Origin of the sequence: Orrella daihaiensis (assembly GCF_022811525.1) — a bacterium.
In the GTDB taxonomy this organism is placed as follows: domain Bacteria; phylum Pseudomonadota; class Gammaproteobacteria; order Burkholderiales; family Burkholderiaceae_B; genus Algicoccus; species Algicoccus daihaiensis.
The window spans coordinates 2,023,453-2,047,611 of the sequence record NZ_CP063982.1 but is presented as its reverse complement, the minus strand read 5'-3'; the positions used below and the strand labels follow the sequence as shown (position 1 = coordinate 2,047,611).

The 24,159-nt window shown below is 50.4% G+C and carries 21 protein-coding genes; 11 read left to right on the top strand and 10 right to left on the bottom strand.

What is annotated here, in order from left to right:
• Window positions 1–46 precede the first annotated feature (46 nt).
• From DHf2319_RS09475 to DHf2319_RS09460, 4 genes are all read left to right on the top strand, one after another.
• Window positions 47–1,177 carry a glycosyltransferase family 4 protein gene (locus tag DHf2319_RS09475; RefSeq protein WP_243477975.1) on the top strand — a complete coding sequence of 377 codons (1,131 nt, stop codon included), beginning with the start codon at window positions 47–49 and terminating at the stop codon, window positions 1,175–1,177.
• Entirely contained in the window at window positions 1,174–2,304 is a 1,131-nt protein-coding gene (locus DHf2319_RS09470; RefSeq protein ID WP_243477974.1) for a glycosyltransferase family 4 protein, read from the top strand. Before DHf2319_RS09475 ends, DHf2319_RS09470 begins: the two co-directional genes overlap by 4 nt.
• A 69-nt stretch (window positions 2,305–2,373) precedes the next feature.
• Complete coding sequence (locus DHf2319_RS09465; protein WP_243477973.1) at window positions 2,374–3,171, top strand: ABC transporter permease; 798 nt, start codon at window positions 2,374–2,376, stop codon at window positions 3,169–3,171.
• Between the two features lie 213 nt (window positions 3,172–3,384).
• Window positions 3,385–4,134 (top strand): ABC transporter ATP-binding protein, encoded by a 750-nt coding sequence (locus DHf2319_RS09460; protein WP_243477972.1) that lies wholly within the window; start codon window positions 3,385–3,387, stop codon window positions 4,132–4,134.
• A gap of 12 nt (window positions 4,135–4,146) precedes the next feature.
• Here the strand turns inward: DHf2319_RS09460 and DHf2319_RS09455 are convergent, their stop codons facing one another.
• Window positions 4,147–4,932, bottom strand: a complete 786-nt coding sequence (locus DHf2319_RS09455; RefSeq protein WP_243477971.1) for a glycosyltransferase family 2 protein — start codon at window positions 4,930–4,932, stop codon at window positions 4,147–4,149.
• Between the two features lie 272 nt (window positions 4,933–5,204).
• Complete coding sequence (locus DHf2319_RS09450) at window positions 5,205–6,446, bottom strand: oligosaccharide flippase family protein (RefSeq protein WP_243477969.1); 1,242 nt, start codon at window positions 6,444–6,446, stop codon at window positions 5,205–5,207.
• A gap of 365 nt (window positions 6,447–6,811) precedes the next feature.
• Here DHf2319_RS09450 and DHf2319_RS09445 point away from each other — a divergent pair, with 365 nt between their 5' ends.
• A complete protein-coding gene (locus tag DHf2319_RS09445) occupies window positions 6,812–8,041 on the top strand; it encodes a glycosyltransferase family 4 protein (protein WP_243477968.1) in 1,230 nt (409 codons plus the stop codon).
• A gap of 48 nt (window positions 8,042–8,089) precedes the next feature.
• Here the strand turns inward: DHf2319_RS09445 and DHf2319_RS09440 are convergent, their stop codons facing one another.
• From DHf2319_RS09440 to leuE, 3 genes are all read right to left on the bottom strand, one after another.
• Window positions 8,090–9,280, bottom strand: coding sequence for a CaiB/BaiF CoA transferase family protein (locus tag DHf2319_RS09440; RefSeq protein ID WP_243480081.1), 1,191 nt, complete (start codon window positions 9,278–9,280; stop codon window positions 8,090–8,092).
• 286 nt (window positions 9,281–9,566) lie between these two features.
• The gene (locus tag DHf2319_RS09435; RefSeq protein WP_243480080.1) at window positions 9,567–10,481 is read right to left on the bottom strand and encodes a cation diffusion facilitator family transporter; all 915 of its coding nucleotides are present in this window, start codon (window positions 10,479–10,481) and stop codon (window positions 9,567–9,569) included.
• Window positions 10,482–10,692: 211 nt separating this feature from the next.
• Window positions 10,693–11,427, bottom strand: a complete 735-nt coding sequence (gene leuE, locus DHf2319_RS09430) for a leucine efflux protein LeuE (protein WP_256462156.1) — start codon at window positions 11,425–11,427, stop codon at window positions 10,693–10,695.
• A gap of 240 nt (window positions 11,428–11,667) precedes the next feature.
• Here leuE and DHf2319_RS09425 point away from each other — a divergent pair, with 240 nt between their 5' ends.
• The 4 genes from DHf2319_RS09425 (at window position 11,668) to DHf2319_RS09410 (ending at window position 18,912) form a co-directional block, all read left to right on the top strand.
• Window positions 11,668–12,582, top strand: a complete 915-nt coding sequence (locus DHf2319_RS09425) for an NAD(P)-dependent oxidoreductase (RefSeq protein WP_243477967.1) — start codon at window positions 11,668–11,670, stop codon at window positions 12,580–12,582.
• Between the two features lie 229 nt (window positions 12,583–12,811).
• The gene (locus tag DHf2319_RS09420) at window positions 12,812–14,509 is read left to right on the top strand and encodes an efflux transporter outer membrane subunit (protein WP_243477965.1); all 1,698 of its coding nucleotides are present in this window, start codon (window positions 12,812–12,814) and stop codon (window positions 14,507–14,509) included.
• Window positions 14,510–14,517: 8 nt separating this feature from the next.
• Window positions 14,518–15,672: an efflux RND transporter periplasmic adaptor subunit gene (locus DHf2319_RS09415; protein ID WP_243477963.1), complete on the top strand. Its 1,155-nt coding sequence runs from the start codon at window positions 14,518–14,520 to the stop codon at window positions 15,670–15,672.
• Between the two features lie 72 nt (window positions 15,673–15,744).
• Window positions 15,745–18,912, top strand: coding sequence for an efflux RND transporter permease subunit (locus DHf2319_RS09410; protein ID WP_243477962.1), 3,168 nt, complete (start codon window positions 15,745–15,747; stop codon window positions 18,910–18,912).
• Between the two features lie 110 nt (window positions 18,913–19,022).
• Here the strand turns inward: DHf2319_RS09410 and DHf2319_RS09405 are convergent, their stop codons facing one another.
• From DHf2319_RS09405 to DHf2319_RS09390, 4 genes are all read right to left on the bottom strand, one after another.
• Window positions 19,023–20,537 (bottom strand): CoA-acylating methylmalonate-semialdehyde dehydrogenase, encoded by a 1,515-nt coding sequence (locus DHf2319_RS09405; RefSeq protein ID WP_243477961.1) that lies wholly within the window; start codon window positions 20,535–20,537, stop codon window positions 19,023–19,025.
• 139 nt (window positions 20,538–20,676) lie between these two features.
• Complete coding sequence (locus tag DHf2319_RS09400; protein WP_243477960.1) at window positions 20,677–20,919, bottom strand: YMGG-like glycine zipper-containing protein; 243 nt, start codon at window positions 20,917–20,919, stop codon at window positions 20,677–20,679.
• A 36-nt stretch (window positions 20,920–20,955) separates the two neighbouring features.
• On the bottom strand, window positions 20,956–21,315 hold the full coding sequence (locus tag DHf2319_RS09395; protein WP_243477958.1) for a Rap1a/Tai family immunity protein: 360 nt from the start codon (window positions 21,313–21,315) through the stop codon (window positions 20,956–20,958).
• 191 nt (window positions 21,316–21,506) lie between these two features.
• Window positions 21,507–21,815, bottom strand: a complete 309-nt coding sequence (locus tag DHf2319_RS09390) for a high-potential iron-sulfur protein (RefSeq protein ID WP_243477957.1) — start codon at window positions 21,813–21,815, stop codon at window positions 21,507–21,509.
• Between the two features lie 245 nt (window positions 21,816–22,060).
• Here DHf2319_RS09390 and DHf2319_RS09385 point away from each other — a divergent pair, with 245 nt between their 5' ends.
• Together DHf2319_RS09385 and DHf2319_RS09380 are read left to right on the top strand one after the other, a co-directional pair.
• Window positions 22,061–22,921, top strand: coding sequence for a DMT family transporter (locus tag DHf2319_RS09385; RefSeq protein ID WP_243477956.1), 861 nt, complete (start codon window positions 22,061–22,063; stop codon window positions 22,919–22,921).
• A 21-nt stretch (window positions 22,922–22,942) separates the two neighbouring features.
• Window positions 22,943–23,230 (top strand): DUF1330 domain-containing protein, encoded by a 288-nt coding sequence (locus DHf2319_RS09380; RefSeq protein WP_243477955.1) that lies wholly within the window; start codon window positions 22,943–22,945, stop codon window positions 23,228–23,230.
• On the opposite strand, the gene DHf2319_RS09375 is transcribed toward DHf2319_RS09380, so the two are convergent.
• Entirely contained in the window at window positions 23,202–24,128 is a 927-nt protein-coding gene (locus DHf2319_RS09375) for a DMT family transporter (RefSeq protein WP_243477953.1), read from the bottom strand. The two genes, DHf2319_RS09380 and DHf2319_RS09375, sit on opposite strands and share 29 nt — an antisense overlap.
• Window positions 24,129–24,159: the final 31 nt, after the last annotated feature.

The following is a 24,159-nucleotide window of genomic DNA, read 5'->3' as shown; positions in this document are numbered from 1 at the left end:
GTCCGTGAGGCATAAAGCTATCGTCATATCTGGACTCGCCTAGGCTATGCGAATTGGTATCGATGCCCGTCCATTTCAGGCTCAGTTCGCAGGCACTAGACGTTATGCGCTAGAACTATGTCGTGCCTTAGACGTATGTTTGCCTCAGGCTGAGTTTTTTGTTTACGGCAATCGTCCATTTGATTTGCCGGTTCGCAATGAACGCTGGCATCGAGTCAGTGACCACTCACCGCTGTATGCGCGTTTGCCGCCTACGATTTGGTTCGCTGAGAGAGTAGGTTCTTTGCTTAAACGAGATAGCATTGATGTGTTCTGGGGTGGTGCTAATTTCTTGCCTAGGGACTTTAGAAGCCGCGCTGGCCACTGTAAAAGTCTACTGACTGTGCTGGATCTTGTGCCCGAACTGTTCCCCGAAACCATGGGGCTAAAGCATCGATTGGCTTACAGTTTGTATTTTCGTAATTCCTTGAACAATGCTGATCGTTTGATCACCATTTCCCAGGGGAGCAAGGATCGTCTATTTCAGACCTACGGAAAACAGGCAGATGCAGTGATTTATCCCTGTGCGAGCCAGCATTTCAGAATGCCCAGCCTAGAGGAGGTCAGACGAGTCAGAGGTGTGTATGGTCTGCACGAACCGTTTTTCCTGGCTGTAGCGACCCTGGAGCCTCGAAAAAATCTTGATTCATTAATCGAGGCGATGGCGAGACTGAAAACCGAGCGCCAAATTGAAATGCCCGATCTAGTCCTGGTGGGGCAAATGGGCTGGAAAACAAAAAAGCTGATGCAGGTGATCGAGTACGCTAAATCTTGTGCAGTACGCATTGTGCAGCTTGGTTTTGTACCCGATGAGGATTTGCCAGGTTTGTACGGTGCTGCGAAGGCTTTCATTTTTCCGTCGCGTTATGAGGGTTTTGGAATCCCTGTGCTTGAAGCACTAAAATGCGGCGCGCATGTGCTGGCTTCAGATACGCCTGAAATTCGCGAGGCAGGCGGCCAGCAGGCAAGCTATTTCGAACCGACAGTTGCCGGTATCAAGGCAGTGCTGCAGCAGACGCTGCAGCCCAACGATCTTGGTTCCTCAGGTGTGTTGTCTGTGGCGCATTCCGTTGACCTGGGGTCTACCTGGGCCAAGGAAGGTCAAAAACTGGCCCAGATGATTCGGTCTTTGCTATGAAAATCACCATTGACGCCACAGGAATCAGTGCCTATAAAACCGGCACTGTGACGTACCTTCTGGAAATCCTGGCGCAGTGGAATCAAGATGCTGACTTAGAGCATGAATTCATTATTTTTTGTGCGCCGTCGGCCAAACATCACTTTGAGTGTCTTGCACTGGGTAAGTCGTTTTCATTCAAAATGGCGTCGAACTCAAAGCTTATTCGGATGCTGTGGCAGCAAACCGCGCTGCCGTACTATCTGTGGCGAAATCATGTGGATGTGCATTGGGGGCCAGGATTTATCCTGCCATTGCTTAAGGTATGTCCGATGGCTGTCACCGTCCATGATATGACGTTTGAGTTACTGCCCCGGGTTCATGAGCCCATCAAGAGAATCTATTTTCCTTTCATGATTCGCAGGGCTATCAAACGGGCGGGTGTCGTATTCGCTGTCTCGAATTCAACAGCCAAGGATATTGATTTGTTATTGCCTGGCAACAGTGACAAGATAGTGGTGACGCCATTGGCAGCAGGCAAGTTCACCACCGATTTGCCCTCTGCGTCATCTGTTAGTGATATCCCAGTCACCAAATTGGATGACGGGAGTCCATGGTCACCCTATGTCCTCTTTATAGGGACGCTTGAGCCACGTAAAAATCTTGAACGCTTGCTACAGGCATGGCGTAATTTGGCCCCTGAAGCTCGTGCATCGTATCGGTTATTGGTCATTGGTGCAAAAGGCTGGATGGTTGATCGATTGCGCGAATGTGGTGACGAATCGGTGGAGTTCTTGGGACATAAGAGCGATACCGAACTTGCCTGGTACTTGCGTCATGCCACTTTTCTGGCATATCCGTCTTTGTACGAAGGTTTCGGTTTACCGGTCATCGAGGCCATGGCGGCAGGAACGCCAGTATTGACGAGCGATATCGCAGCCACCCGGGAGGTGGCCCAGGATGCGGCGGTATTGGTTGAGCCATTATCAGTTAGCAGTATTCAAGCAGGTCTCAGTAGGCTGTTGCTAGACCCGGCATTGCGTGACCGTCTATCGGCGTTGGGGATCGCGCGGGCAAAGCAGTTCTCTTGGGAAACAACGGCGAGGCGGACTTTGCTGGGCTTGAAAGAAATATCTGCCGGCGCTTGAACTCATGTAGCCACTGGCAATTGTGAAATAATCCCAACTTAGATGTTGATATGAGATTTGTTGCTTAGCATGAATTCATCCTCCAACCTGGCCATCCGTGATGTGTTGAGCGCGCTTAAACGAGCTGATCTAGCGGGCACATTAGGCTGGCAAGACGTCAAGCAACGCTACAGACGATCGAAGTTAGGCCCATTTTGGTTGACGATCAGCATGGGCGTACTGATCGCAGCGCTCGGCCTTGTATTTGGTGGGATCTTTAAAACACCCATGCGAGAGTTTTTGCCGTTCCTGGCAACGGGAATCATTCTCTGGACCTATATCGCTACGGTGATCAATGAAGGCTGTACTGCCTTTATTAGTTCCGATGCTGTGATCAAGCAGCTGCCTTTGCCAATGTTTTTGCATGTTATGCGTGTCATTTGGCGCAATCTTGTAATCCTCGCGCACAACGTTGTCATCATTCCTCTGATTTTCCTGTTATTTCTACGCCCGCTTGATTTAATGGCGTTACTTGCAATTCCAGGGTTGGTTTTGAGCTCGCTGACATTGGCTTGGGTAGCGTTATTGGCTGGTGTTGTGTGCACTCGGTATCGAGACCTGTCCCAGATTGTCGCGAGTGTTTTGCAAATCGCTTTTTACGTCACGCCAATCATTTGGATGCCATCGCTATTATCGGGTCGCCGCGAATTTGTCTTTTTAGATCTCAATCCGTTTTATCACCTAATCGAGATCGTCAGAGCACCTATCCTTGGAACTGCACCGACTCTGACCAACTGGTTGGTATCACTTGGTATGGCGCTAATTGGCTGGGTCTTTACCTTGATTGTCTATGCAAGGTACAAGCGCCGTATCAGTTACTGGCTGTAGGATAGATTTGCCTCGTTTTGAGAGGGTGGCTAGTTGAACTTTGATTGGGCCGGCAACCTGCTTGGACACGCCCGTCGAAGTCAGCTGTCAGTTTTGGTGATCGATGCAGTCCGAGCGCGATTGTGTGGCTCGCGCTAATACGCTGGTTGATTAACGTTAAAATCAAAGACATCTAAGAAGTAAGTAACTAATTGGCTTAACAGTCGAGTGAATATGGCTTTAATTGATTTTCAGGGAGTTTGTGTTGACTTCCCTATTTTTAACTCGACGGGTAGATCGTTAAAAAAACGCTTGATGCAAGTGGCTACTGGCGGTCAGTTAAGCGCTGATGCTGCCGGTGTCGTGGTAATTCGAGCGTTAGACAAACTCGATTTTCAGATGCGAGATGGCGATCGTGTAGCGTTGCTTGGACACAATGGGGCTGGTAAGACAACCCTGCTGCGAGTCTTAGGCGGCGTGTACGCACCAACAAGCGGAAGCGCTCTCGTACAAGGCAACCTAGGTTCTCTGATCGATATCTCGCTAGGCATCGATCCTGAAGCCTCAGGATTAGAGAATATCTACATCCGTGGTCGGTTACTTGGCCTGAGTGCGGCTGACATCAAAGAAAAAACGCCGGAGATAGTTGAATATTCCGGACTTGGTGATTTTATAGAAATGCCGGTCAGAACCTATTCGACCGGCATGCACATGCGACTTGCCTTTACGATCTCTACTGCCCTGCGTCCTGAAATATTACTGATGGATGAATGGCTGTCAGTTGGGGATGAGGGTTTCAAGCATAAGGCAGAAGCCAGAATGAAAGAAGTGGTTCAGTCCACTAGTATTCTGGTGCTAGCGACCCATTCGCGAGAGCTGGCCATGAGTATTTGCAATCGCGCTCTATGGTTAGAACAAGGCAAAATCAAAATGGACGCGACGCCACAGGAAGTCTGTGACGCCTATTTCGGGCCGACCGACTAGCTTTGCCGCTGTCTATTGATCGGCTACAAAGTGTCGATTGGCTTTGGGCATTCTTAGGCTGTAGCGCCTGAGGTACTTCGCCATGCTCCTGGCATGCCACTTCATGTGCTGCCATTCTCGTCGACTGGCTCTCTGGGCGTTATGTACAACAACTGCCTTCGAACTAGCGACAACGGCTAGATTTTTGAGCCAGAGTCGTGCGCAGATATCAACATCTTCGTAGTAAAGAAACAGACTCTCATCAAATCCGTTGATTGCTTGGTAGTGTTTCGAATCAAACAACATGCACATGCCAGCGATCCAATCCGGAAACAGCGGAAATTCCTTGTCAGCTTGCTTCATGATCGTCATGTCATGACCAAGCGCTTTTAAAACCAAGCTAAAGATTGTTGGGAACCGCCGCCAGCTATCTTCCTGCTCGCCTAACGGAGAGAGTACCAAGGGCCCAGCGACAGCTGCTCTGGTTTCGTTTAGGCACCCGAGCAGATGCGTGAACGTATCATCTCGCAGCACAATGTCGGGATTCAACACACAGAAGTAGGGTGTTTCGCAATGCGTAAACGCTTGGTTGTGATTGGTACCAAATCCCTTTGGCGTTGCATTTTGCAGCAAAAGTAACCGGTCATCTTGGGGTAGATTCAGCATCTCCTCTGTGTTCAAGGTGAGAACAAGGCGACTGATTAAAGGATCCGCAAGAACTTGTTTGACGAGCATTTCCACTTGCTGGCCATGCTTATGACTCACGATGGAAACCGTGATACTGGCCACAGGATCATTGGGCTCGCTTGGGTTTGACATGAGCTGGTTTTATGCAAAGTTCATATGTCGGGTGCTTGCAAATAATAGATGTTCAGATGATTGTTGCCATTAGTGAGCCTAATTCATCATAACTACTTTTACAAAAAATCAACTGATAAACAGATGAGCATGACTAAAGCAACTTACCTATTAGATAGGCTATGCCGTGAATGCGACGCTAGCGCGATGTGTTGCCGCTTGCCTTTCCATCGATGACTCCAAGGCGTACCAGTTACTATCAATTTATTTGTCAATTGTACTTCGATCGAGGTTTAAGTTTGTATTCGGGACACCAAGCCATGCCTGCACAACCATAGCAGGGCAGCCACTAACACCAGTTCGCCGATCAGTAAACCCAGAACCATGCCGGTTGCACCCTGTGTTGGACTATACAGGCTCGCGAAGTAAGTGCCTGATGCCAGAGCAATGGCTGATGACCAAAGGGTCGCTATGCCGGCTTTGTGTTCAAGATGAGCTGGCAGTAGCACGGCAAAGCCAAGTGTTTGATTGAGTAGGCGAAGTGGTATGAGCCACACCATGAGTCTTAGTAACTCGTTTACCGCAGCGTAACCCGGTCCTAGTAACAAGTGCATGAGACTGGGGCCGATAAAGAAAAGAGTGATGGCTGCTGCCATTCCTCCTGCCGTGATGAGTGTTATCAATATCAATGCCTGACGATTTTGTTGCGATCGATTTTCTACGAACAGGCGCGAGAGATAAGGATAGAAGGCTTGAAAAATCGGTAGAGGAATTCCGATAATAGCCTTCACCACCTTTTCGGTCGGTGCAAAGATGCCAACGATTGTTTTGTCTGCGACGATGCCAAGTACAGTGGTGGCGGCTGTCGTCATTATCTGGTTACTACTTTTATAGACAAAAAATGCGGTGCTGCTTTTTATTTGGGCGATGGCACCTGATATTGATCCTTTAAAACTGCCCACTTCGAATCGACACATGCCAATTGCTATCGTAGTAGAGATCGCAAAACTTACCGCCATGATAGTTAATCCTAGCGTTTTGTCTTGCGGTGAGTTGACAAATAAAAACAGACTGCACAAAGCCAGTAGGCGGGCAGTTGTTTCGATCGCCACTGCTCGCCCCATGCGCTCCATGCCTTGGAAATACCAAAATGGAGTCAATCCGAACCCTACAAAATACAAAAATCCTGCAGCTGCCATACCCGCCGACACAGGTGTGAATATCCAATAGGCCGCCAAGATTGGTAAGGTAATCAGACTTAACATCAAAAGTTTTGCAAGAAACACGTCGCCACAGAGCTTCTTCAGGAAAATCGGATCGTTCTTGCGTATTGCAATTTCACGCGCAGCGCTCAGGTTAAATCCGTAGTCCACTACGATCGATGCAAGCAGTGCTGTGGCCTGCACCCATACCAGTTCACCGTAGGCGCTAGCACCGAGCGCACGCGCCAGGATGGGAACTTCCGCCAACGAAATGAGGTAGCCTGCCGCGTGGGCTGAGGTCAGTGCAGCGGTAGATCGAATGACCGTTTTCATACCGCATTGTAATTTGTTGTCTTTCGGGCAGCCTTCGGTTCACTCAGTCGTGGTACGCAGGATTTCTACAGCACTGTTGATTTGAGTGCTAGGTGATTTCTCTTGGCATTGGGGGTTCGAGTTGCGTCGCACTTGAGCGTCAACGACTCAAGGCTAGAAGGGCTTATGGGTGCATCTGAGCCTAATTCGCAGTCAAGAGAATTGGTTCATTTTGTCCATGCTTGTTACTTTTTACGGTGGTTAATATTGCCTTAATTGCGTACCATAGCAGTTGACTAGAAGCACATATATTAAGGCTATTTGAGTTTGCCGAAGTAGGCCGAAACTTGTCTAATCGATTGCTACAAAATATTGCGACGACTCAATTGAACAAGCATATTGGATCAAATCTACCGAGCGCACAGCACGCCAAACTGCTTTACTTTATTGGTGTCGATTGGTTTTTTTATTCCCATTTTCTCGATCGCGCCATCGCAGCCAAGCAGGCTGGCTACGATGTGGTCGTGGTCACGCGTGTGACCTCAAAGTTAGACCGAGAACCAGATCGGTTATCCAAGCACGGCATCAGGCTGATCCCGATTCATATTGATCGGCGCAGTATGCATCCTTTAAGGCTCGTAAGAAATCTTCGAGACTTTGTCCGGATTCTTAAACAAGAGAAGCCGGATATCGTGCATCAAATCGCTTTAAAGCCGATATTGATCGGCTCTATCGCGGCTCGGTGGGTTGGTATCAGGTGCGTGATTAACGCTGTAGTCGGTCTTGGGTTTGCATTTTCATCCGAGACGCGAGCAGCGAAAGTGGCCCGTCTGTTCATGTCGTTACTTTTTCACTTGGTTCTAGATAAGCAGCACGCTAAAACTGTGTTTGAGAATGCGGATGACCGTGATTATTTTCTGCGCCAAGGATGGATTAGGGAAAGTGGCGCAGTTTTGATTCGCGGAGCCGGCGTTGATGTTGACCGCTTTCGTCCCAGACCAGTTTTGCCAGAGATAGAGGATACTTTCTCCAATCAAGGGCTTGCCAAACCAATTCCAGTGGTGATGTTGTTGTCTCGAATGCTATGGGACAAAGGGGTTGGTGAGTTTGTTGAGGCCGCCAGAAGACTTACTCGTCAGTACGGCCGTCAATACGCACAATTTGTACTCGTTGGTGACCCTGATGATGACAATCGCGGTGCAATTGCCAGGGAGCAGTTGTTAGACTGGCAGCAGGAGGGTGTTGTTCAGTGGTGGGGATTTCGGCCTGATGTTCAGCCTGTCCTTTCGAAGGCAACCATTTCATGTCTTCCCTCTTATCGTGAAGGATTGCCAAAGTCTTTGCTCGAGTCTCTTGCCATGGGATTGCCATGCGTTGCCACCGATGTGCCGGGATGTCGCGAGGCGGTGCAAGAGGGTGTGAATGGTTTTCTTGTGCCCCCGCGTGATGCTTCCGCTTTGGCCAACGCCATCGACCGCTTGTTACAAGATCCCGCCTTATGCCAGCAGTTTGGTGATGCATCTCGCAAAATGGCAGTTCAAGAGTTTTCTCGAGATATCGTCAATCAACAAACGCTTGAGCTTTATGCATCGGCTCTGCAAGCTGACGTTTCTTGAGCCCAGACATCACAGTTGTTCGGTCAATGGCTAGCGTCATGCATGGATTCACACAATACCTTTGTCTTTTAAAGCCTTGCGCTCGTCATCGTCTAAGCCAAGTTCGATCAGTATCTCTTCGGTATGCTCTCCAAGGCCTGGTGCTAATCGGTCAACCTGGCCGGGAGTTGAAGACAGTTTGGGAACAATCCCTGGAACCTCGATAGCGGATCCGTCAGGAAGTTGGGTTTGCAGAATCATGTTTCTGTCCCGGTAATGCGGGTCTGCAGAAATGTCAGCTGCGTCATAGCTTCGTCCATTGGGAACGCCAGCTTCGGTTAGTTTCGCGAGCACGATATCGAGTCGATGTTGGCTAGTCCATGCGGATATGGCGTCGTCAAGCTTCTGGGCATTTTTGGCACGGCCAATGTTGTCCCCAAGCTCAGCGTCATTGGCTAAATCATCCCTTTCGATGAGTGTCATCAGCCGCTTGAAGATGCTGTCCCCATTGCCAGCAATCAATGCGTATTTGCCATCTAGCGTCGGGTATGCGTTGGTTGGCGCAATTCCTGGCATCGAGCCGCCCGAGGGTTGTCTGATCACACCGAATTTGGAGTACTCGGGGATTAGGCTTTCCATCATGTTGAAGACAGATTCGTAAAGCGCCACATCGATTTCCTGGCCCAGACCGTTCTGTACTTCGCGGTGACGCAAAGCCATCAAGATGCCGATGACGCCATGCAGCCCTGAAAGCGTGTCGCCAATCGAAACCCCTACGCGCACTGGCGGCCTGCCTGGCTCGCCCGATATATATCTGAGCCCACCCATGGCCTCACCAATCACACCGAACCCCGGTCTATCTTTGTATGGGCCTGTTTGCCCATAACCAGACACCCTAAGCATGATCAGTTTTGGATTCACGGCATGCAGTTCTTTAAAGCCAAGGCCCCATTTCTCCATGGCGCCCGGACGGAAGTTTTCTATCAGGATATCGGCTTGCTTGGCAAGCATGCGCACCAGGTTTTGTCCTTCGGGTTGTCTTAGGTCAATCGTGATTGAGCGCTTGTTTCGAGCATGTGCGGCCCACCAGACCGAAGTGTCTTCATGGATGTATCGCCACTTACGTAATGGATCTCCTTCGGGTGGCTCGACTTTGATAACATCGGCCCCAAACTCGGCGAGGATTTTTGATGCAAAAGGTCCAGCAATCAGCTGTCCAAGTTCCAGTACTTTTAAGCCATCCAGCGGTCGTATGCCGATGCTGTCAGCCGGTACCTGGCTGGTTACCAGTTCGTCGGTGGTGTGCGTATCATGTTGCGCGTTCGCGCGGGGAGGGTTGTGCTTGGACATAATCCAGATAAATCAATGTTGATGACGGTAATCAGTGAATTGTATGTGCTTGTCTAACCCCATACGCAGTTTTGCATGGTTAGTGCTGGCTACTGATTAAGTTCGGTACCGGGTTTGGGAGTGAATGCGCGGTTGGGGTGTAAATGCAGCATTACGTAGTGGCTCGGCCCAGCGTAGGGATTGTCTGGCCGTCATCTCAACTGGAGGCAACGTTTGGCAGGTCCACCGGGTCGACGTGCGCCATCAGATCCAGCACCCTGTGGCGATGCATGACAGCCTCTCTGGCTGCTACCGCAATGTCATGACCCTGCTCCACGGTTAATGTGCGGTCGACCTCGATATGGGCATCAACCATCACCATGTCACCCATTTTTCGCGTGCGCACATCATGTACACCTAAAACGCCTGGTGTGCTGTTGAGCGTGCGGATAATTTCCTGCAGTTCCTGCTCGTCCACACCACGATCCATCAGATCATTGAAAGCCTCTGAGCCAAACCGCCACCCCATGCGAGCAATCATTAAGCCGACAATCAGTGCGGCGATTGGATCCAGGATTTTGTAGCCGAGCAGGTGACCCAAGATACCGATGGCCACTACCAGCGATGACGCAGCATCTGATCTCGCGTGCCAAGCGTTGGCCACCAACATACTGGATTTGACGCGTTTAGCTGCCGATAGCATGTAGCGAAACAAACCTTCCTTGGCAAACAGCGTCAGGATTGCAATTCCGAGCGCAATCGGAGCGACATCTGGAATGGTTTCTGGGTTCATTATCTTGTCTACTGAAGCCCAAAGCATGCCGATCCCGACAGATAGCAATATGCCTCCCAAGAACAACGAGGCCGCCGTCTCGAATCGTTGATGTCCATAAGGATGGTCCTCATCGGCTTCCTTCTGGCTGTGATGATTAGCGATAAGCACGACAAAGTCAGACAACAGGTCAGATAAGGAGTGGATACCGTCGGCAATCAAGGCCTGGGATTTGGCAAAAAAACCGACGGCAATTTGTAAAGTGCTCAACACGATATTGACCACGACACTAACCATGGTCGAGGACTTTGCTACCTTGGAGCGTTCTGCAGCCGTATAGGGCGTGTTCTTAACGTCCATTTCGGCTGATTCGTCAGCCACGGACTCCAAATGATCGTTCGCATGCGTATGGGCATGGCCGTGAGCGTGTATTTTTCCCATGAGTCATATTGTTATCCAAATTTATGACTTGGTGATGGCAATCGCCCGGTTCATGCAAAAAGTAAACCTAATTAACCGATAGATAGAATCATTCGCATTAACGAGCTCAGGTTAACCAACCATCTGATTATCAAAGCGTGGCACTCGCGAGTTTGATCCCAAACCAGATGAAGATACTCCCCACCGCACCTGCTGCCAAAGCGTTCAGTCTGGGGTATTGATGCATGCGCCTAGCCAAATGAGCACCACCGTGTATCAGCATGGCTAAATAGGCGACGCTGCAGATTTCAACGATGGTGCCGAGCAAAAAGAAGGTTAATACGGGATGGTCGTAATTGGGGTCGACAAATTGCACAAAAAAAGAAATGAAGAAAAAAATTGCTTTCGGATTCAGCAGGCTGATCAATAAAGCGCCCCGAAACGGCGCGCTGTGCGAGGTTTTGATTTGGCGGCCTGCGTGGCGTTTTAATTCTTTCTCTACGATCGGATCATCTGTTTGCGGGCTTGTCTGCTTGTTGGTATTTAGTGGCACGGCTTGTGCCTTCGATAACAGAGTATGCTTTTGGGCTAGACCAAGCCAAGCCTCTCGGAATAACCCCAAACCAATCCAGGACAGGTAAGCAGCACCGGCATACTTCAGCACCATGAATAGTGTCGGATTGGTGTAGAGCACTGATGCTGCGCCCATTGATGCCAGCAGCATCAAGATGGCATCACCAACGAATACGCCTGCAGCTGCTCGATAGCCAGCTGCCGTACCATGCATGCTTGCCGTTGAGAGTACGAAAACGGAGTTAGGTCCAGGCAGTAGCACAATGAATATGGTGCCAAGCATGAAGGTGGTCAGATCTGTAATGCCGTACACGATGGATTTGCCGGTTACCAGGTAGCAGAGGTTGATGCAGGCTTGGACGGGTCACGCAATTTTGCGGCTGCCGATCGGTGCTGTTATACGCACGCCTTACAAATTGTATGGGCAATTTGAGTTTATACGGGATGCGTCTTTGTACGGTGGGTTTAGTGGGTCGTGGTTGACGCAGGCGGGTTCGTTCAAGCATGATGCCGATGTCAGATCAAGTTAGGTAATAAAAAAATGGGTTCTGCTATGAGAGCTGTGTTCATCGATGCCAGCGATATGCATGCTGCGGTTACAGATCGTCTGCGTCTGCCAACTGACATCGATATCATGGTGAACCGCAATATCGACATCACGCCAGATGAAATCCCGGCCGTAGTAGGGGATGCAGACATTGCTTGGATAGATCACACCGGATTGCCGACTGATATTGCTAGCCAGTGTCCAAACTTGCGCCATGTTGTTTTTATGGGTACGGGTGCACGGTCTTACATGAATCCAGAGGAATTGGCTGAGATTGGCATTCAGGTTCACATCATCAAAGGCTACGGCGATACGGCAGTTGCGGAGTGCGCATTTGGCTTGATGTGGGCAGCTGCCAAAGATTTTGCTTACATGGATCGTGGTGTCAGGGCAGGCGGGTGGCCAAGGCGTGATGGTTTGCAATTGACCGGTAAAACTGTTGGATTGATCGGTTTTGGTGGAATCGGCGCGGAAATGGCACGCCTTTGCCTTGGCGCTGGTATGCGTGTGATCGCCTGGAATCGATCGCCTAAAAACCATTCGGGCGTGCAGTTTATGTCTTTAGATGAAGTATTGATGGGCAGTGATGTCATCTCGGTTCATTTATTGCTAAACGATGAAACTCGGGGTCTGATTGACCGCGAATGCATTCAGAAAATGCGCGATGGCGTCTTGTTGATCAATACGGCCAGGGGCGCCGTGGTCGATGAGCCGGCCATGATTCAAGCCCTCGTGTCTGGCAAGATCGGGCATGCCGCGCTCGATGTTTATACGACTGAACCGATGCCCGCTGGGCATCCCCTGTCCCAGCTTGAGAATGTCACACTGTCAGCTCACTCCGCCTTTCGAACGCAAGAGGCTAGCGACAACTTGATCGAGGCCGCTTTAGCCCATTGCAGAAGAATTGTCGCAGAAGGCTAAATACGTTGGTCAATCCTGGCTAGACCATCCTTAAGGTTAAATTGGTGTTGAATTGGGCAAACATAAGTGCCGCTTTTGAAGGCATTGCGGGCGGGTGTGTTGTCGTGGTGCCACGCAACAAAATGGTAGTAGGCCGTCACTGAATTCGGCTACTATCTCCGAATCTGCAATTGTTCAAGGATCGCTGCTCATGCCAGGCTCGGATTTTTCGGTGCGAAGGCGCGCCAATGTGACTTTTTGTGTTTGGCATGACCCGGCATCCAACAACCTAGAGACGCGTCATTCAGTGCCTGCCGTTTCGCGTGCTTGCATTTCCGAATCGACTGGTTTGGGAAAATCATTACTGAGATGGCTTGGCGCTGCGGCTGGCATAGCGTTACTAGCTGGCTGCATGGTAGGGCCGGATTTCAAACAACCGGAAGTGCTGGTTAATGAGCAGTGGCGACAAGAGACTGGCACACCGTTTTCCGCAGCGGTGGAGACGGTGCGCAATGCTCAAATCAATGCCGTGCAATGGTGGTCGCAGTTTGAAGATCCTACGTTGGATGAGTTATTGAAGTTGGCAGCGCAGCAGAACTTGTCGCTGCAGTCGGCGGCAGTTCGCATCTATCAAGCTAGAGCCCAGTTGGGAGTTAGCGACGCAACCTTGCTGCCCACAGTCGTAGCCGCCGGCAGTGCCATCGGTGGTAATAATGCATCCACCAAGGAAGCGATGTTACAGGCCAATTGGGAAATTGACTTTTGGGGTAAGTATCGTCGCGGCATCGAGAGCACCTTTGCCGGTTACCAGGGTGCTATTGCAGCCTATTACGCAGCCGATGTGTCGCTGGCCTCGATGGTGGCGAGGACTTACATCAATATCCGTAACCTGGAATCTTTAATCAGGGTGGCGCGTACCAACCTCGCTTTGCAAGGCGAGAGCCTTCGGATTGCAGATGCTCGTTACAAGGCGGGCTCAACGTCGTTGCTGGCGTTGAGTCAGGCTCAGACTCGCTACCAACAGACCAAGGCAGAAATTCCCCAATTGATCTCGCGCTTGAATCGCCAACAAAATGCCATGAGCGCGCTGTTGGGGCAGACTCCGAGTTTTTATGAGGTTACCTTTGGTGGTATCAAGAACCAGTTGAAAACACCGGAAGTTCTCAATGTCGGTATCCCCAAAGACTTGTTGCGCCGACGCCCTGATGTGGCTCTCGCTGAATACCAGGCAGTTTCCCAGTCTGCGCTGATTGGTGTGCGTGAAGCCGATCTCTATCCGAGCTTTTCTTTGACTGGGATGTTTGGATACTTGAATGCTTCGGTCTCATATACGGGCGGTCAAACGTTTAGTTTCGAAGGTTCAAGTGGTAGTGGCGGTGGCGGTTTTTATTTCCCACTGTTTTATCGTGGTGCTATCGTCGATCAAGTGCGTGTGCAAGATGCTGCTTTTCAGCAGGCATTGCTTAACTATCAAAACACGGTGTTGGCAGCGCAAGCAGAGGTTGAAGATGCTCTGGTGCAAATTGCTACGGCAAAGCAGGCTTCGATTGATTACGCGCGCGCTGCAAGGTCAGCAGCCGAATCAGCCAAGCTTGCCCTGGATCTTTATGAGGCAGGTCAGTCCGACTACAACACAGTCATTGTGGCCCAGCAGATTTTATTGCGGGTTCAGACTGATCTGGTACAAACACGCACCAATGCGCTACTGGGCTATGTCGATGCTTTCAAGGCACTCGGTGGGGGCTGGAGTGGTGAGCTGAAAGTTCCGCCGTTACCCAGTGAAATGGTGGCCCAGATGAAGGAACGTACAGACTGGGGACAAATGTTAAATCATCCTGAAACGCCCAGATTGATTAAGACGTTGGGACTTGATCCGACGGTTGCTGCGACCAACTCGGTAGCGCCAGCGACTGCAAACATGAGTAACGCTGCTGGTGGAGCGAAGTGATGAACTGGATGTCTATTTCAAAAGTATCTCGTTTTGGGGCGGCTGCAGTTGGTGTCCTGGTGGCGCTGGGTTTGGCAGGTTGTGAGAAAAAGGCGCCGCCCGAGCAACCGCCCGCTAAAGTGACTGTTGCTCCCCCTGTAAAGCAAACAGTTCAGAATTACGTGGTCTTTGATGGTACAGCAGCACCTTTGCTCTACGTCAGCCTTGAGGCCCGAGTACCCGGTTATCTTGAACAAATTCTATTCAAAGACGGTGCCAAGGTTAATAAAGGTGACTTGTTGTTTGTTATCGAACAGGACCAGTACAAGCAAGAGGTGGCACTTAATCAGGCCATTTACGACGAAGCAAAAATCGAGTTTGATCGTCAGAGCACCTTGTTAGCGCAAAAGGCGACGTCTCAGGCGGCTGTTGACAGTGCACGTTCCAAATTGCAGCAAGCACAGGCCAATTTGGCTTTGGCGCAAATCAATCTCGGTTACACCGAGGTGCGTGCTCCGTTTGATGGAGTCATGGGACGTCACCTGATCGATGTTGGAAATTATTTGGGTGCGAGCCCCGATGGCATCAAACTAGCAGATATTCGCCAAATCCAGCCACTTTATATTTATTTTTCGATGAGTCAAACCGAGCTGTTGGCTTACATCAAAATGGCCGGCGGCACCGACAATTTGGGCCAGGGCGTAGGCAAGTTGCCTATCTTCGCTGCATTGCAGGGAGATCAAGGGTTTCCACATGAAGGTGTACTCGACTTTGCGGCAAGCGATCTAGACATCAACACAGGAACACTGCAGTTGCGTGGTCAATTCGCTAATCGCGATGGCGCGATTGTGCCTGGCGTATACGCCAGTGTCTTGGTTTATTACGGTAACAAGCGCGATGCACTGCTGGTTCCATTTGAGGCCGTCTTGCGTGACCAACAAGGTCCGTACGTATTCGTCGTTGGTCAGGATAAGAAAGCTGCCCGACAAAACATCACCACGGGACAGCAGTTTGGACACCTCATTGAAGTCTCCAAAGGCTTGTCTGACTCTGACCAAGTGGTTATCAACGGCTTTGTGACTCTAAGCGTTGGCAAACCGGTTGATGCTCAGACGAGCAAGGTTGAACCAGCCGAATTGCCTGGTACCGGGGCGGCTGCTAAACCAGTTGCCGCTGGTTCCTGAAGAGCGTTGTCGGTGCAACTTTGTACTCAAGCGACGACCCTGACCTGATGCTTTTAGCACTGGAATATACCCATGCTTTCTAAGACCTTTATTGAACGGCCGATCTTAAGTAATGTCATCGGCATCATCATCGTACTGATCGGGGCAGTGTCGATTTTTGGTTTGCCGGTTGCGCAGTACCCACAGATGACACCGCCGACGATTCAGGTCACTACGAATTGGCCGGGTGCTAATGCCAAGCTTATCCAACAATTGGTGGGCAGCAACATCGAGAATCAGGTCAACGGTGTGCAGGGCATGCTGTATATGCAATCGTTCTCGACCGATGCAGGTACCTATCAGTTAACGGTAACTTTTGCAGTTGGCACAGATCCTGATATGGCTCAGGTCGATGTTCAAAATCGGGTTGCCATTGCATTGCCTATGTTGCCGCAAGCGGTGCAAAAGCAGGGGGTCACCACGCAGACTCAATCCACTGCTATCTTGCAGTTTGTGACCGTTACCTCAAAGGACAATAGCCGGGATGCTCTGTTTTTAAGCAACTTCGCTAATTTGCAGATGCAACAGCGTTTGGCTCGTATTCCAGGCGTTGCTGCTGCCAATGTGTTTGGTGTTGGTAATTACAGCATGCGGGTTTGGCTAAACCCGGAGCTGATGCTCGAGCGTAATCTGACGCCTGCCGAAGTGATGCAGGCGATTAACAAACAAAACGTCCTGCTGTCTGCCGGGCAGATTGGTGCTCCACCTGTGCCGGACGGTCAAGCGTTTCAATTCACGGTTAATGTCGCTAGTGCCATGGACACACCGGAGCAGTTTGGCGCAATTGTCTTGAAAGAATCTGATGGTCAGTTGACTCGATTGCGAGATGTGGCTCGCCTTGAAATGGGTAGCCAGAATTACAACCAATTTTTTCAGTTAGGTAATCAGCCCGCTGGTGGTATCGCGATCTATCAGTTGCCTGATGCCAACGCCTTGCAAGTCGCTCAAGCCGTGCGTGATGAAATGGAAAAAATTTCCAAGAGCTTTCCTGCGGACATTGAGTGGGGCATCCCATTTGATACGACCTCGTTTGTAACGGCCTCGATTGATGAGGTGTACGTCACACTCTACGAGGCTGGCTTATTGGTTTTGTTGGTAATTTTGGTGTTTTTACAGAATTGGCGGATTACCCTTGTTCCAGCCGTGACCATACCAGTCACCATCATCGGTGCGTTTGCGGGTATGGCAGCGTTGGGCTTTTCGATTAATTTATTGACTTTATTTGCCATCGTTGTGGTGATCGGTATTGTGGTGGACGACTCGATCGTGGTGGTCGAAGGCGTCGCCAAGAAAGTTGAAGCTGGCATGAAACCTAAAGATGCTGCAATAGCCGCGATGGGCGAACTAATGACGCCCATTATCGGTATCACGCTGGTACTCATGGCCGTGTTTTTACCCGCGTCGTTTATTTCAGGCATCACTGGGCAAATGTATCGTCAATTCGCATTGGTGATTGCCATTACAGCATTGCTGTCTGGTATCGCGGCCATCAGTCTGAGTCCTGCTCAGGCTGGTGAGTTCATCAAGGCCCCGAAAAAAAATGAAACGCCCAAACCCAAAAATCGATTTGCTCGAGCGTTTGATAAAGGTTTTGATGCAGTCTCCACACGTTATGCGAAGTTAATGCATGGCTTAGTGGCGCACAGCACGACCACTGCATTGATCGGTGTGGTAATTATTGGCGCATCGATCTATGGTTTGACACGCGTGCCGACAGGTTTTATTCCGAATGAAGACCAGGGCTATCTGATTGTCACGATGGAACTGCCCTCTGGTGCATCACTTCAACGCACGAACAGTGCTGCTCAAGAGGTGCGCAAAGTGATTGAGGCTGTTCCCGGGGTGCAAGATGTAGTCACCATTGGTGGTGTTAGTGTGCTGGACAATAACAACACTGACCCGAGTGCTGGTGCGATGTATGTGATTCTGAAGCCTTGGGATGAACGCGGCAAGGCTAAGGGTGAAGACCTGCGCTCAATCTACCAACGGATGTCGGCTGGTTTGCAAGAGGTCCAAAGCGCAAGTGCTCGGGTGGTCTTGCCTCCTGCAATTCCTGGGCTAGGTATGTCAGGTGGGTTTAATTTGCAGTTGCTGTTGACCGATGGCAGTAATAGCTTTGACAAGTTAGCCGATGCCACCGATCAGTTCATTGAACGCGTCAATAAGTTGCCTGAAGTCATGATGGCATTTACGACATTCAATAATGATGTTCCTCAGCTTGAGTTGACCTTCAATCCAGCGGCTGCCGAGACGCTAGGGGTGAATATTGGTGATGCCTATGACGCACTGCAATCTTACTTTGGGTCGTCCTACGTCAATCAGTTCTTCAAATTTGGGCAAACCTATCAGGTATATGTGCAAGCGGATGGCAAGTACCGCACAGACATCAACCAAATCCAAAAACTGTATGTGAAAAATCGCAGTGGCAATATGGTGCCGCTCGGTTCGTTCGTTGAAATCACTCAGACGTCTGGTCCTTCTATTGCTTCCCAGTACAACCTATTCCCGACGGCCAGTGTGAATGGAGCGGCCGCTCCAGGGTTTAGTTCGGGTCAGGTACTTGCAGCGATCACACAACTGGCCAATGAGAGCTTGCCCGAGGGCATTGGTTATGAGTGGACAGCCATGTCCTATCAGGAACAGTTGGTCGGTAATACTCAGATTCTTGTGTTCGCGCTGTCGATTTTGCTGGTTTATCTGGTTTTAGCCGCGCAGTATGAGTCTTGGGCTGCGCCTATCGCAGTGTTGAGTGCTGTACCGCTTGCTTTGTCAGGCATTGTGATTGCCTTGCTTTCTGTGGGGATGGACAACAATATTTATGTGCAGATTGGTCTGGTGTTGATGATCGCGTTGTCAGCCAAGAATGCTATTTTGATTGTTGAAGTGGCGCTTGAAGCAGTACAAAAGGGTATGACTTACACTGAGGCGGCGCTACATGCCTCGCATGAGCGATTCCGTCCGATCGTGATGACCTCGATTGCTTTTATCCTTGGCGTTGTTCCATTGTTAACAGCCACGGGTGCAGGCGCTAATTCACGTTTCTCGATCGGTATTACGGTCTTTAGTGGAATGATTGCTTCGACCACGTTGGCGGTTGCCATTGTGCCGATTTTCTTTGTCAAGATCATGGAATTCTTCCATAAGAACAAGAAAACCGAAGACGATGAACAGGTGGAATCGTCCGCTTCTGAGCTGTCTTGATAGGGTACTGGCTTTAAGTTCTAGCAAATTATTTTCTGAGCGTTGCAGAGCTGGAATGTAAAGGGCCTCCTGATCAGGAGGCCCTTGTGCTATCACAAACCGCTGATGTGTTACTTGGCAACCGGCATGGCGAACTCGGCGCCTGCGGCGATCGTCTCAGGCCAGCGTTGCATGATTGACTTCTGCTTGGTGTAGAAGCGCACACCTTCCTCACCGTATGCATGCATATCACCAAAGAGGCTGCGCTTCCAGCCACCAAAACCGTGCCATGCCATCGGTACAGGTATAGGTACATTGATGCCGACCATGCCAACCTGAATATTGCGGGAGAACTCGCGCGCTACATGTCCATCGCTGGTGTAGCAAGACACGCCGTTGCCATATTCGTGATCATTGATCAGCTTGACCGCTTCTTCCAGAGACTTGACTCGAACGCAAACCAAGACGGGCCCGAAAATCTCATCGGTGTAGATAGACATCTCGGGTGTGACGTGGTCAAAGAGCGTGCCTCCCACGAAGAAGCCGTTTTCATGACCAGGTACTTTGACACCTCGACCATCGACTACCAAGCTCGCACCCTGTGCAACGCCGGCAGCAATATAGCCTTCAATTCGGTCCTTGGCAGCTTGCGTAATGACCGGACCCATTTCGGCATCGCTTTCCATGCCATTGGCGATTTTTAGCTGTTTGGCACGCTCAGCTAAACGCGGGATGATTTTGTCAGCGATGTCACCCACGAGCACGGCCACCGAGATGGCCATACAGCGTTCGCCTGCTGAGCCATATGCTGCACCGATCAAGCCATCGACGGCAACATCTAGATTGGCATCCGGCATGACCACCATATGGTTCTTGGCGCCGCCAAGCGCTTGAACGCGCTTTCCGTGGGCCGCGCCGGTCTGATAGATATATTGAGCAATCGGTGTTGACCCAACGAAACTCAATGCTTTGACATCCGGGTCTTCAAGCAGAGTATCAACCGCTACTTTGTCGCCTTGAACCACATTAAAGACGCCATCTGGCAAGCCGGCTTCTTTCAAAAGCTCAGCCATCAATAGCGAGGCCGATGGATCACGTTCACTTGGTTTTAAAACAAAGGTATTGCCGCAGGCGATTGCGACGGGGAACATCCACATCGGTACCATGCAGGGAAAGTTAAACGGTGTAATACCTGCCACGACACCAAGTGGTTGGCGCATGGTCCAGTTGTCTATGTCGGTCGATACCTGATCAGTGTAGTCACCCTTTAGTAACTGGGGTATACCGCAGGCAAATTCAACGATGTCAATACCACGAGTGACTTCGCCCTGAGCATCCGAGAAGACTTTCCCATGTTCCTGTGTGAGCACCGCAGCGAGGGCGTCTTTATGCTGGTTGAGCAAATTCAAGTAGTTGTTCATGATGCGTGCGCGCCGGATCGGTGGCACGTTGGACCAAGCCGTGAAGGCAGCTTTGGCTGATTCAATGGCCTTTTTGACAGTATTGGCTGACCCAAGCTCGACTTGACGCACCACGGCACCAGTGGCCGGGTTAAAGACATCTTGTGCGCGCGCGCCAGTCTCTCTGTAGGGCTTGCCATCGATCCAGTGCGCGATGTGATCGGCTGGTTTCAAAGTCACTGCCATGTAAAGTCTCCTTTATCGAGAATCCTGATTAACCGTGTAATCATATTTCCAAAAGTGGCTTTGTGCCTCGCGATGATGGCAACCCGATAAAAAAAGCCTCGCCAATGCGAGGCTTTCTTCTACCAGCTGCGATTCGAAGTTATTTACTCTGTTCGTTTTTGTTGTAAAGGTAGCCGCCAAGAGTACCCACGGCTGCACCGCCAATGGCGCCCCATATGGCTGAGCCACCAGCAAGCGCAGTAATACCAGCACCGGCAGCTGCACCAATGGCACCGCCGGAGAGTTCACGTTGTTGAGCCTGGGTCATGTTGCCGCAGCCGGCTACCGCAAATGCGGCTACCACAGGTAAAACAAAAATAGCGCGTTTGAATGTCGTCATCATGATCAATCCTTGTCTGATTAAACGGGTCAGCTCACATTACTTCTTGCAAGGGTAGGTGGTGGCCAGATAACGCATCATGGTGTCAGCAGCTGGCAAACGGCTATATTCGGTAGCCTTTGATGCCCAGGCTACGTAACCCTTGATGGCATCAGCACGTGACGGACCTGGATTCGGAAAACAGATGTAGGCCGGATTTTCTGTAGGATGGATATCAGACACGTACATGTCGTAAACACCTTGTGCATACCCATTGCAAAAATTTTGTGCGGCAGGATTGCCAGTGTCCTTGCAAATCGTGACCATTTCCGAAGTGCTTATATTAATGGCGTGCGCTGTACCCAGGCCACCAGCCATGGACACAAGTGCAATGCCAGAGGCTAAAAGGAACTTTTTCATTAGCAGTCTCCATAAACAATGTGACTCGATTCTAGCGGAAGTCAAGATCGTTGGCGACGATATCGCTCGTCATAGAGCCCATGCAGCGAAAACCGACTAGAAGCGGTGCAGTCCTGTGGGTACGCTTGGCCCAGTGACTGTGGAATAAAAAAAGCCGCCCCAGGGCGGCCTTTTTTCTGGAAGAGCCTTCATTAGCCAGCTTTCTTGACCCACAAATTACACCATCCGGCTGCCGTCACGAGCTTGCCAGGAAACACGCTACAGGCACCGGCCTTAGCATCTTTGGGGGTGTAGAGTTGGCAATTGTCGCAACGCTGACCATCCTGATATTTTGCGAATTTTGCTTTATCGACTGCTGTAGCATCCTCTTTGTAGCCTAGGGCAACTGCTTGTGGCTCGCCTTCGCCGAGCATGGGTTGTGCGTATGCAACTTTGGCTGTGACCAGCGAGGCTACACTGACAGCGGATACGGCCATAAACTGACGACGGGTAGATTTCATTTTGCTTTCCTCTTGTGAAGCGACAAACTAAACTGGCAAAGAACGAATGGGTGTAGATCTTTTGATAGATATTGTACGAAACATAGTTAAGAAAGTCATGAATTGAATGTACACCTCACCATAAATTTTTGACATTCATCAATAAAAAATCCTGCTTGTCCTGTGAGTGAGAATTGCTTTCACTTGGCGCGCAGGAACGACGGTTAACTAGAACTGAGAGTTATTCTCAATACAAGGTTTGGCAGGTGCAAAAACTCTCGATTATTTGGGTAGGGCCGTTGTTTGTGCTGGTGTGGAGCACCGGTTTCATCGTCGCCAAGTATGGCATGCCGTACACCGATCCGATGACTTTTCTGACAATGCGGTTCGTGGGTGTGCTCGTGATTATGCTGCCGCTTTGTGTATGGTGGCGTCCAACGTGGCCAAGCTGGCGTGACACTAGCCACATCGCCATCGCTGGCCTCTTGATGCATGTGGGTTATCTTGGCGGCGTATGGTCGGCGATCAAGCTTGGCATGCCAGCGGGTTTGACGGCTCTAATCGTTGGCTTGCAGCCCGTGTTGACGGCCTTTCTAGCCGCACGCCTAGCAGAAAAAGTCAGTGCACGCCAATGGGCGGGTCTGGTATTTGGATTTGGTGGTGTTGCCATCGTCCTAGCGGACAAGCTCGGGTTTGACGGTGTGACCTTCTGGGGTGTCGTCCTGTGTTTCATCGCGCTCATTTCTTTTACCACCGGTACGATATATCAAAAACGCTTTTGTCCGATGTTTGACCTGCGCGCAGGTACCATGATCCAGTATGCAGCCAGTGCAGCTGTTGCCGCGGCGATGATGGTCACACTTGAACCAATGAGCGTGCAGTGGACTAACGAGATGATTGGTGCCTTGGTATGGAGTGTGGTGTTTTTATCGATCGGTGCGATGAGCCTTTGGTTTGTTCTGTTGCGTCAGGGGGCGGCCACGCGGGTAAGCAGCCTGATTTATTTGACGCCGCCCACTGTTGCTATCATGGCCTGGATTTTGTTTGATGAAGCATTGTCGCTATGGGTGGCGCTTGGCACGCTGGTGACGGTTATTGGTGTATGGCTAGTCACGCGCAGCAAGTGAACGATTTTTAAGGAGAGTGAAATGTCAGCTTATGTCATTGCGATGGTTAACGTCACTGATAATGACAAATATAAAAATTACATGGTCAAGGCAAGCGAGGCTTGTGCGAAATATGGCGGTAAATATCTGGTCCGAGGGGGTGAGACTGAAATCATGGAAGGCGCATTTCCGTGGTCCAGAGTGGTCGTTTTGGAGTTTGATTCACGCGATCGAGCCCGGGAGTTTTATAACTCGGTTGAGTATCAGGCAGGAAAAAAAGAGCGTCTCGGTGCTGCGGACTTTAATATGATGATCGTTGACGGCGCCTGACGTTAAACACGCGGGCGGGCAAGAGCACGACACCCATGGCAACGATGATCAGTGCGAGAGCAAACCAGTCTGGTATCGATACTTGTTCGCCAACGGTGAGGGCACTGCTAACAACGCCAATGATTGGCACAAGCATCACCGATAAGCTACTGACTTCTGGTGGTAGTCTGCGAGATATTCGATACCAGACGATGTAGCAGAATGAAAAAGTGATAAGTCCGCCATACAGAATCGTCCACGTCTCGGTGAAGTTTGGCCACCGCCAAAGATGACTCTCAAACCAGTACGTCAGGATGGCATAGGCTGGGACAGTGCAAATCAGGGCCCAGAATGCCATCGACTCGTTGGTGATTGACAAAGGGGTGTTACGTATCATTGCCGTGCCGGCACCCCAACTCATGGCCGCACCTACAAGAATCAATAGTCCAAACGGTTCAGCCAGGAATAGTGAGAAATCGTTTAGTGTCAGCGACAATACCGCGAGCAGGGCGAGACTGACGCCAGTAACGCCACGAGCAGTGATGGGTGCTCTGTAGATTAGGACACTGGTTACAAACGCCCAAACTGGCATGCTGTAACCCACGATAGATGCTCGACCTGCGCCCATCAGGATTACACCGTAGAGCAAACCCATCTGCCAGGCAGTTAAATTTACTTGGCTAATGGCAAATAGTTTCTTTAAGTCTGAAGCGGGGATTTTTAGAGACTGGCCACGCGCGACTAAAAAAATCCCCAAAGCCGCGATACCGATCACGATTGAAATCGCTCTGAACGTAATGGGTGGATACGTCTCTAGACCGAGCTTCATGACCGGAAAGGAAATACCCCAGCCCAGACTCACGAATGACATCAAGACGATATCGAATAAAGAGAAGGTGTTGGGTTTCTCGGTAGACAAGCTTAGGTCGTCGATGGGTTAATTTAGTCTT

Excerpts from the sequence above, each read along its gene's own strand:
- DHf2319_RS09475 (WP_243477975.1), top strand. The coding sequence starts at position 47 with ATGCGAATTGGTATCGATGCCCGTCCATTTCAGGCTCAGTTCGCAGGC.
- DHf2319_RS09470 (WP_243477974.1), top strand. The coding sequence starts at position 1,174 with ATGAAAATCACCATTGACGCCACAGGAATCAGTGCCTATAAAACCGGC.
- DHf2319_RS09465 (WP_243477973.1), top strand. The coding sequence starts at position 2,374 with ATGAATTCATCCTCCAACCTGGCCATCCGTGATGTGTTGAGCGCGCTT.
- DHf2319_RS09460 (WP_243477972.1), top strand. The coding sequence starts at position 3,385 with ATGGCTTTAATTGATTTTCAGGGAGTTTGTGTTGACTTCCCTATTTTT.
- DHf2319_RS09455 (WP_243477971.1), bottom strand. The coding sequence starts at position 4,932 with ATGTCAAACCCAAGCGAGCCCAATGATCCTGTGGCCAGTATCACGGTT.
- DHf2319_RS09450 (WP_243477969.1), bottom strand. The coding sequence starts at position 6,446 with ATGAAAACGGTCATTCGATCTACCGCTGCACTGACCTCAGCCCACGCG.
- DHf2319_RS09435 (WP_243480080.1), bottom strand. The coding sequence starts at position 10,481 with ATGGACGTTAAGAACACGCCCTATACGGCTGCAGAACGCTCCAAGGTA.
- DHf2319_RS09425 (WP_243477967.1), top strand. The coding sequence starts at position 11,668 with ATGAGAGCTGTGTTCATCGATGCCAGCGATATGCATGCTGCGGTTACA.
- DHf2319_RS09415 (WP_243477963.1), top strand. The coding sequence starts at position 14,518 with ATGTCTATTTCAAAAGTATCTCGTTTTGGGGCGGCTGCAGTTGGTGTC.
- DHf2319_RS09410 (WP_243477962.1), top strand. The coding sequence starts at position 15,745 with ATGCTTTCTAAGACCTTTATTGAACGGCCGATCTTAAGTAATGTCATC.
- DHf2319_RS09405 (WP_243477961.1), bottom strand. The coding sequence starts at position 20,537 with ATGGCAGTGACTTTGAAACCAGCCGATCACATCGCGCACTGGATCGAT.
- DHf2319_RS09400 (WP_243477960.1), bottom strand. The coding sequence starts at position 20,919 with ATGATGACGACATTCAAACGCGCTATTTTTGTTTTACCTGTGGTAGCC.
- DHf2319_RS09395 (WP_243477958.1), bottom strand. The coding sequence starts at position 21,315 with ATGAAAAAGTTCCTTTTAGCCTCTGGCATTGCACTTGTGTCCATGGCT.
- DHf2319_RS09390 (WP_243477957.1), bottom strand. The coding sequence starts at position 21,815 with ATGAAATCTACCCGTCGTCAGTTTATGGCCGTATCCGCTGTCAGTGTA.
- DHf2319_RS09380 (WP_243477955.1), top strand. The coding sequence starts at position 22,943 with ATGTCAGCTTATGTCATTGCGATGGTTAACGTCACTGATAATGACAAA.